The sequence below is a fragment of the Actinoallomurus acaciae genome, from assembly GCF_042429965.1.
Classification (GTDB): domain Bacteria; phylum Actinomycetota; class Actinomycetes; order Streptosporangiales; family Streptosporangiaceae; genus Actinoallomurus; species Actinoallomurus acaciae.
In genome coordinates, this window is the sequence record NZ_JBHLZP010000395.1 from 1 (window position 1) to 7,608 (window position 7,608).

Sequence of the window (7,608 nt, forward strand, 5' to 3'; positions counted from 1 at the left end):
CGCCGCTGCTCGCCGCCGCGGCCGCGGCCGGCGTGGAGATCATCGGCGAGGTCGAGCTCGCCTGGCGCCTGCGCGGCCCCGGCGCCGCGCCCTGGCTGGCCATCACCGGCACCGACGGCAAGACCACCGTCGTGCGCATGCTCGCGTGCATGCTGGAGGCCGCCGGGCACCGCACGCTCGCCGTGGGCAACGTCGGCACCCCGATCGTGGAGGCCGTGACCGGCGACGGCGCCGAGCCGTACGACGTGCTGGCCGTCGAGCTGTCCAGCTTTCAGCTGCACTGGTCGGCCTCGGTCCGCCCGTACGCCGCGACCGTGCACAACGTGGCGCCGGACCACATCGACTGGCACGGTTCCCTCGATGCGTACGCCGCCGACAAGGCCAAGATCTTCGCCCCGGGCACCCTCGCCGTCGTGAACGCGGACGACGAGTGGTCCACCCGGCTCGGCGAGCGCGCCGAGCGCTCGGTCGGGTTCACGCTGGGCTCGCCGCTCGCCGGACAGCTCGGCCTGGTGGAGGACCTGCTGGTCGACCGCGCCTTCACCGACGACCCGGTGCGCGAGGCGGCCGAGCTGGCCGAGCTGTCCGACGTGCGCCCCTACGCCCCGCACAACGTGGCCAACGCCCTGGCGGCCGCGGCCCTGGCCCGCGCGTTCGGGGTGCCGGTCGACGCCGTACGCGAGGGGCTGCGCCGGTTCACGCCCGACCCGCACCGGATCGAGCTGGTCGCCACCGTCCGCGACGTCGCCTACGTCAACGACTCCAAGGCCACCAACCCGCACGCCGCCGCCGCGTCGCTGGCCGCGTACCGCTCGATCGTGTGGATCGCCGGCGGTCTGCTGAAGGGCGCCGACGTCGACGAGCTCGTCCGCTCGTGCGCCGACAGACTGCGCGGAGCGGTACTCATGGGCCGCGATCGGGCGCGGATCGCGACGGCACTTGCGCGACACGCGCCGAATGTCCCGGTGGTCGATGTCGCCGACACCGACACTGGGGCCATGGACCGTGTCGTCGCCGCGGCCACCGCCCTGGCGCGGCCCGGCGACACGGTGCTGCTCGCGCCGGTCGGAGCCTCCTTCGACATGTTCGCCGGCTACCCGGCGCGCGGCGAGGCCTTCGCCACCGCGGTCGGGCGCCTCACCGCGTCCTGAACGGAGCGAGCCCGCCCGCCGGGGCGGAGGTGATCGGTGGGCACCGTGGGCGGCGAGGAGAGTGAGCCATGAGCGAGCGGAGCGAGCGAACCGGAAGGACGGCGCGCCTGGTCGCTCTCCCGGCTCCGGAGCCCCTGAGGAGACGCGGAGCGTTCTCGCGGGGCGGGGCGAAGGAGGGCTCATGAGCGTCGTCGAGCCGAGGACGCGGGCCGAGGAGGAGGACTCCGGGCCGCGCGGCTGGTTCTCGGGGATGGCGGGCCTGCTCGACCGGCCGTTGACCTCGTACTACCTGGTGCTGGGCTGCTCGGTGCTGCTGCTCGCGCTCGGCATGGTGATGGTGCTGTCGGCCTCCAGCGTCCGGCAGTACCAGGACACCGGATCGGCGTTCACCCTGTTCGAGAAGCAGGCGCTGTGGGTGGCGATCGGGCTGCCGCTGATGTGGCTGGCGAGCCGGATGCCGACCAAGGTCTTCCGCACGCTGGCCTACCCGCTGATGCTGGTGTCGGCGCTGGCCCTGCTCGTCACCCTGGTCCCCGGGCTGGGCCAGAGCGCCAACGGCGCGCAGCGCTGGATCAGCTTCGGCGGCCCGTTCCAGCTCCAGCCGTCGGAGCCGGCCAAGCTCGCGCTGATCCTGTGGGGCGCCGACCTGCTGGCCCGCAAGGAGCGGCTCCGCCAGCTCACCGAGTGGCGGCAGCTGCTGATCCCGCTGCTGCCCGGCACGGGCGTCCTCGTCATGCTCGTCATGCTCGGCAGCGACCTCGGCACCACGCTCGTCCTGCTGACGATCTTCCTGGCTCTGCTGTGGGTCGTGGGCGCCCCCGGGCGGCTCTTCGTCGGCCTGGTCGGCGTGACCGGGGTGCTCGTGTCCATCCTCATCATCGTCGAGCCGTACCGCCTGCAGCGCCTGACCGTCTTCCTCGACAAGTCCGGCAACCAGCTCACGGTCAACTACCAGGGCGTGCAGGGCCTGTACGCCATCGCGTCGGGCGGCTGGTTCGGCACCGGCCTGGGCGAGGGCCGCGCCAAGTGGAACTACCTGCCCCACCCCGAGACCGACTTCATCTTCGCCATCATCGGGGAGGAGCTCGGGCTGATCGGCACGCTCATCGTGCTCGGCCTGTTCGGCCTGCTCGCGTACGCCGGGCTGCGGATCGCGCGGCGCGTGAAGGACCCGTTCATGCAGCTCGCGGCGGCCGGGGCGACCGCCTGGGTGGCGGGTCAGGCGATTGTGAACATCGGTGCGGTGATCGGCGTCCTGCCCATTACGGGTATCCCTCTGCCATTGGTGTCGTACGGTGGGTCAGCATTGATCCCCACGCTGATCGTTCTGGGCATGCTGTTGTCGTTCGCCAAGCGCGAGCCCGGCGCCCGGCAGGCCCTGGCAGCACGTGGTCCGGGTCCGGCCGCGCTGGCTCTAAGCTGGCTGGGCCTGGCCAAGCGCTGAGCATGGGCTTGTACCAAGGGCGAGCGAGCAGATGAGCAGGAGTGATCCCGCGGGAGCGAGCGGAGCGGACGGCCGGGTACGCGGCCGGCCCGCGAGGCGCGTGACGAGGGTGAGCGACCGATGAGTGACCCCGGCGATGCGAGCGGCGTGGGCGGTCGAGGTACGAGGCCGGCCACGCGGAGCTAGTGACAAGGGTGAGCGACCGATGAGCAGGAGCACGAGCATGAGGGTTGTCCTGGCCGGAGGCGGGACCGCAGGACACATCGAACCCGGCCTGGCCCTCGCCGACGCGTTGCGCCGCGAGGACCCCGGGGTCCAGGTCATCTGCCTGGGCACCGAGCGCGGCCTGGAGACCAGACTCGTGCCCCAGCGCGGTTACGAACTCGCGCTGATCCCGCCGGTGCCGTTGCCCCGCACGCTCACGCCGCGCCTGCTGACCGTGCCCGGCCGCCTCGCCGGCGCGATCAACACGGCCGCCGCCGTGCTCGACCGCGTCCAGGCCGACGTGCTGGTCGGCTTCGGCGGCTACGTCGCGACCCCGGGCTACCTCGCCGCCCGCCGCCGCAAGGTGCCGATCATCGTGCACGAGGCGAACCCGCGGCCCGGCCTGGCCAACCGCCTCGGCGCGCGGTTCACCGAGCACGTCGCGGTGGCCGCCCCCGACACGCCGCTGCCGCACGCCGAGGTCCTCGGCATCCCGCTGCGCCGGGAGATCGCCACCCTCGACCGGCTGGCCATGGGCGACAAGGCGCGGGCGCACTTCGGCCTGCGGTCGGACCTGCCGACCCTGCTGGTCTTCGGAGGGTCGCAGGGAGCACGCTCGCTCAACCGCGCGCTCACCGCGACGGTGGACTCCCTGCGGGCCGCCGGCATCCAGATCCTGCACATCGTCGGCCCCAAGAACGCCAGCGAGCCCGAGGTCACGCCCGACGACCCGGCCTACATCATGCTTCCGTACTGCGACCGGATGGACCTGGCCTACGCCGCGGCCGACTTCGCGATGTGCCGGGCGGGCGCGATGACCTGCGCGGAGATGACCGCGGTGGGGCTGCCCGCGGCGTACGTCCCGCTCCCGATCGGCAACGGCGAGCAGCGCCTCAACGCCGAGCCGATCGTCGCGGGCAACGGCGGCCTGCTGGTCGAGGACGCCGAGCTGACCGCCGACTGGATCCGCGCCAACGTGCTGCCGGTCCTGTCCGACGCCGAGCGGGTCGCCCAGATGTCCGAGGCCGCGGCCCGCATGGGCCGCCGCGACGCCGACGTCGCCCTCGCCGCGATGGTCAACCGGGTCGTGGCGGCGGAGCGCATGAACACCGGCGCCTGAACCACGGGGGAGAGACATGAGCGAGCGAACGGCCAAGGCCACTCCTCCGGCGGAGGAAGCCGCATGAGTCTGGTCACGCCGGTCGAGGTCGTGCCGGCCGACCGGCTGGGACGCGTCCACTTCGTCGGCATCGGCGGAGCCGGCATGTCGGGCATCGCCCGCATCATGCTGGGGCGCGGCATCCCGGTCTCCGGCAGCGACGCGAAGGACTCCGACCTGCTGGGCGACCTGCGCGAGCTGGGCGCGGCGACGTACGTCGGGCACGCGGCCGAGCACGTCGGCGAGGCGACCACGGTGGTCGTCTCGACCGCGATCCGCGAGACGAACCCGGAGCTGGCCGCCGCGCGCGAGCGCGGCCTGCTCGTCCTCCACCGCGCCGCCGCGCTGGCGTCCCTGATGGACGGCCGCCGGTCCGTGGCGGTCGCGGGCACCCACGGCAAGACCACGACGACCTCGATGCTGACCGTGGCCCTCCAGCAGGCGGGCGCCGACCCGTCGTACTGCATCGGGGGCCAGCTCGTCACCACCGGCCTGGGCGCCGCCGACGGGTCCGGCGACCTGTTCGTCGCCGAGGCCGACGAGAGCGACGGCTCGTTCCTGAACTTCGCCCCCCGAGCGGCCATCGTGACCAACGTCGAGGCCGACCACCTCGACAACTACGCGGACTTCGCGAAGGTCAAGGAGACCTTCGCGCGTTTCGTCGAGCGGATCGAGCCGGGCGGGCTGCTCGTGGTCTGCGCCGACGACCCGGTCGCGCGCGAGCTCGGCGAGGAGGGCGCGCGCCGCGGCCTGACGGTCCGCACCTACGGCGAGGCCGAGGACGCCGCCTATCGGGTCGCGGACTTCACGCCTCGCGGTCTGGGCTCGCGTTTCACCGTGGACGGGCGGGCGCTGGAGCTCTCCGTCCCGGGGCGCCACAACGCGCTGAACGCCACCGCCGCGTACGCCACGGCCGTCGAGCTGGGCGAGGACGCGGAGGCCATCGCCGCGGGCCTGGCCGGCTTCACCGGCGCGCGCCGCCGCCTGGAGCCCAAGGGCGAGGTCGCGGGCGTCAAGGTCTTCGACAGCTACGCCCACCACCCCACCGAGCTCGCCGCCGACCTGCGCGCCACCCGTGACTACGTCGGTGAGCTGGGCGGGGGCCGCATCGTCGCGGTCTTCCAGCCGCACCTGTTCAGCCGCACCAAGTTCTTCGCGGCCGAGTTCGGCGAGGCGCTCGGGCTGGCCGACGAGGTCGTCGTGCTCGACGTCTTCCCGGCCCGCGAGGACCCGATCCCCGGCGTGACGGGCGAACTGGTCGCCAAGGCCGTCCCGCACGGACGGGTCACCTACGAGGCCGACGGAAACGCCGTGCCCGGGCGTGTCGCGGCGATCGCCGCCCCCGGGGACGTCATCATCACCATGGGCGCCGGAGACGTGACGACGCTCGGGCCGAAGATCCTGGGGCTCCTCGGCGCCTGAGAGACCGTCAGGGCGTCCGTTGCCGTCTCTGCGCCGCCGACCACGGCCGCGCCTGGTCACGGGCGTGTCCGAGCAGGTGAGGAGGGCCAGGTGACCAGCGAGACCGACGAGCCGGACGTCTCTTCGCCCGGCGCGGACCGCACACCGCGGGCCCTTCCGGCGAGGCGGCGCGACCGGTCGAGCCGCTGGAAGGTGCTGTTCGTCGCGCTGCTCGTCACCGGCGTGCTCGGCACGGCGGCGTGGGTGCTGCTGGGCTCACGGCTGCTGGTCGCCCGGCACATCGACGTGGTGGGGGAGCGGCTGGTGCCGCGCGACCGCCTGCTCGCCGTCGCCCGCGTACGCCTCGGCGAGCCGCTCATCAAGTTGAACACCGGGGCCGTACGCGACCGGGTCGAGGCGGTCCAGGAGGTGGAGACCGCGCGGGTCGAGCGGCGCTGGCCGGCCACGGTCCGCATCGTCGTCCGCGAGCGCACCCCGGTGGCCGCCGTCCAGCAGGACAACCGGTTCCTGCAGATCGACCGGTACGGCGTGACGGTTCTCACGTCGGCGGCGCGCCCGCGCGGCCTGCCGGAGCTCGTGGTGGCGACCCCCGTGCAGAGCGATCCGTCGCTGCGGTCCGGCCTGGCCGTCATCCGCACCCTGCCCGCCTGGCTCTCCCGGCGTGTCGCGAGCGTCGAGGCGCGCTCGCCCGAGGCGGTCACGCTGCGGCTCAAAGAGGGTCTCGCCATCGTGTGGGGTGCGCCGGAACGCGCCGATGACAAGCTACGGTTGCTCCGCGGGCTGCTGAGTACGACCACGCACCGCGGAACCAAGACCATCGACGTGAGCGCGCCGGAGGTTGTCACCACCGAGTAGCGGTGAGGCCTTCGAACGCGCCACACTGGATCGGCCGCATGACGGGGAGATTCGGCATGTGGCGGGGGACGAAACCGGATTTGTGGGATGTCGCGCGACACGCCGATCGGCTCGGGGCCGGGTTAGTTGACCCTGCAGTGGTGCACCCCTACTGTCCGTATCAGCCTTAGGTTGACATAACTGTAAGTCTCAACTTGAGGGTGAGGGTTCCGGCCCCGGTAAGAAACATGACGGTCGCCTTGACGGGCGGCCGATGGTCATAGAGATCGAGCGAGCGGAAGGGCCCCTCGTTGTGGCAGCACCGCAGAATTACCTAGCGGTCATCAAGGTCGTCGGCATCGGCGGTGGCGGCGTCAATGCCGTCAATCGCATGATCGAAGAGGGCCTCAAGGGCGTCGAATTCATCGCGATCAACACCGACGCCCAAGCGCTGCTCATGAGTGACGCCGACGTCAAGCTCGACGTCGGCCGCGAGCTCACCCGCGGTCTCGGCGCCGGCGCCAATCCCGATGTCGGCCGCAAGGCCGCCGAGGATCACCGCGAGGAGATCGAAGAGGTGCTCAAGGGCGCCGACATGGTCTTCGTCACCGCGGGTGAGGGCGGCGGCACCGGCACGGGCGGGGCGCCCGTGGTGGCCAACATCGCCCGTTCCCTCGGCGCTCTCACGATCGGCGTGGTCACGCGCCCGTTCAGCTTCGAGGGCAAGCGCCGCGCCATGCAGGCCGAGGCCGGCATCGAGACGCTGCGCGACGAGGTCGACACCCTCATCGTCATCCCGAACGACCGGCTGCTGTCGATCTCCGACCGCCAGGTCAGCGTGCTCGACGCCTTCAAGGCGGCCGACCAGGTGCTCCTCTCCGGTGTTCAGGGCATCACCGACCTCATCACCACGCCGGGTCTGATCAACCTCGACTTCGCCGATGTGAAGTCCGTCATGTCCGGGGCCGGCTCGGCCCTCATGGGCATCGGCTCCGCCCGCGGCGACGACCGTTCGGTCGCGGCGGCCGAGATGGCGATCTCCAGCCCGCTGCTGGAGGCCAGCATCGACGGCGCCCACGGCGTGCTGCTGTCGATCTCGGGCGGCTCCGATCTCGGCCTGTTCGAGATCAACGAGGCGGCGCAGCTCGTGTCCAACGCCGCCGCGCCCGACGCCAACATCATCTTCGGCGCCGTCATCGACGACGCACTCGGCGACGAGGTCCGCGTGACGGTCATCGCGGCGGGCTTCGACGAGATCCGCCCGGAGAGCAGGCCCGCGTCTCAGTCCGAGCCCAAGCGCAACACGCCGGCGCGCCCCCCTGTGGCCACGCCGCCCGTCGCAACGCCGCCGGTCGCGGCCCCCCGGCCGGTGGTCCCGCCGCAGACGCCCCCGC

At 72.6% G+C, this 7,608-nt stretch carries 6 protein-coding genes; all 6 read left to right on the forward strand.

Going from position 1 to position 7,608, the window contains the following annotated elements; genetic code table 11:
* A partial coding sequence (murD, locus tag ACFFNX_RS35885; RefSeq protein ID WP_378210432.1) for a UDP-N-acetylmuramoyl-L-alanine--D-glutamate ligase occupies positions 1-1,151 on the forward strand: 1,151 nt, incomplete at its 5' end.
* Between the two features lie 181 nt (positions 1,152-1,332).
* Positions 1,333-2,595, forward strand: coding sequence for a putative lipid II flippase FtsW (gene ftsW / locus ACFFNX_RS35890; RefSeq protein WP_378210433.1), 1,263 nt, complete (start codon positions 1,333-1,335; stop codon positions 2,593-2,595).
* A 223-nt stretch (positions 2,596-2,818) separates the two neighbouring features.
* A complete protein-coding gene (gene murG / locus ACFFNX_RS35895; protein ID WP_378210434.1) occupies positions 2,819-3,919 on the forward strand; it encodes an undecaprenyldiphospho-muramoylpentapeptide beta-N-acetylglucosaminyltransferase in 1,101 nt (366 codons plus the stop codon).
* A 63-nt stretch (positions 3,920-3,982) separates the two neighbouring features.
* Entirely contained in the window at positions 3,983-5,380 is a 1,398-nt protein-coding gene (murC, locus tag ACFFNX_RS35900; RefSeq protein ID WP_378210435.1) for a UDP-N-acetylmuramate--L-alanine ligase, read from the forward strand.
* A gap of 90 nt (positions 5,381-5,470) precedes the next feature.
* Positions 5,471-6,235, forward strand: a complete 765-nt coding sequence (locus tag ACFFNX_RS35905; RefSeq protein WP_378210437.1) for a cell division protein FtsQ/DivIB — start codon at positions 5,471-5,473, stop codon at positions 6,233-6,235.
* A 292-nt stretch (positions 6,236-6,527) separates the two neighbouring features.
* Positions 6,528-7,608: cell division protein FtsZ (gene ftsZ / locus ACFFNX_RS35910; RefSeq protein WP_378210439.1), on the forward strand; the 1,081-nt coding region annotated here is incomplete at its 3' end.

What these genes read in the sequence shown, in the direction of transcription:
- ftsW (WP_378210433.1), top strand. Translation starts at nt 1,333, where the DNA reads ATGAGCGTCGTCGAGCCGAGGACGCGGGCCGAGGAGGAGGACTCCGGG.
- murG (WP_378210434.1), top strand. Translation starts at nt 2,819, where the DNA reads ATGAGGGTTGTCCTGGCCGGAGGCGGGACCGCAGGACACATCGAACCC.
- murC (WP_378210435.1), top strand. Translation starts at nt 3,983, where the DNA reads ATGAGTCTGGTCACGCCGGTCGAGGTCGTGCCGGCCGACCGGCTGGGA.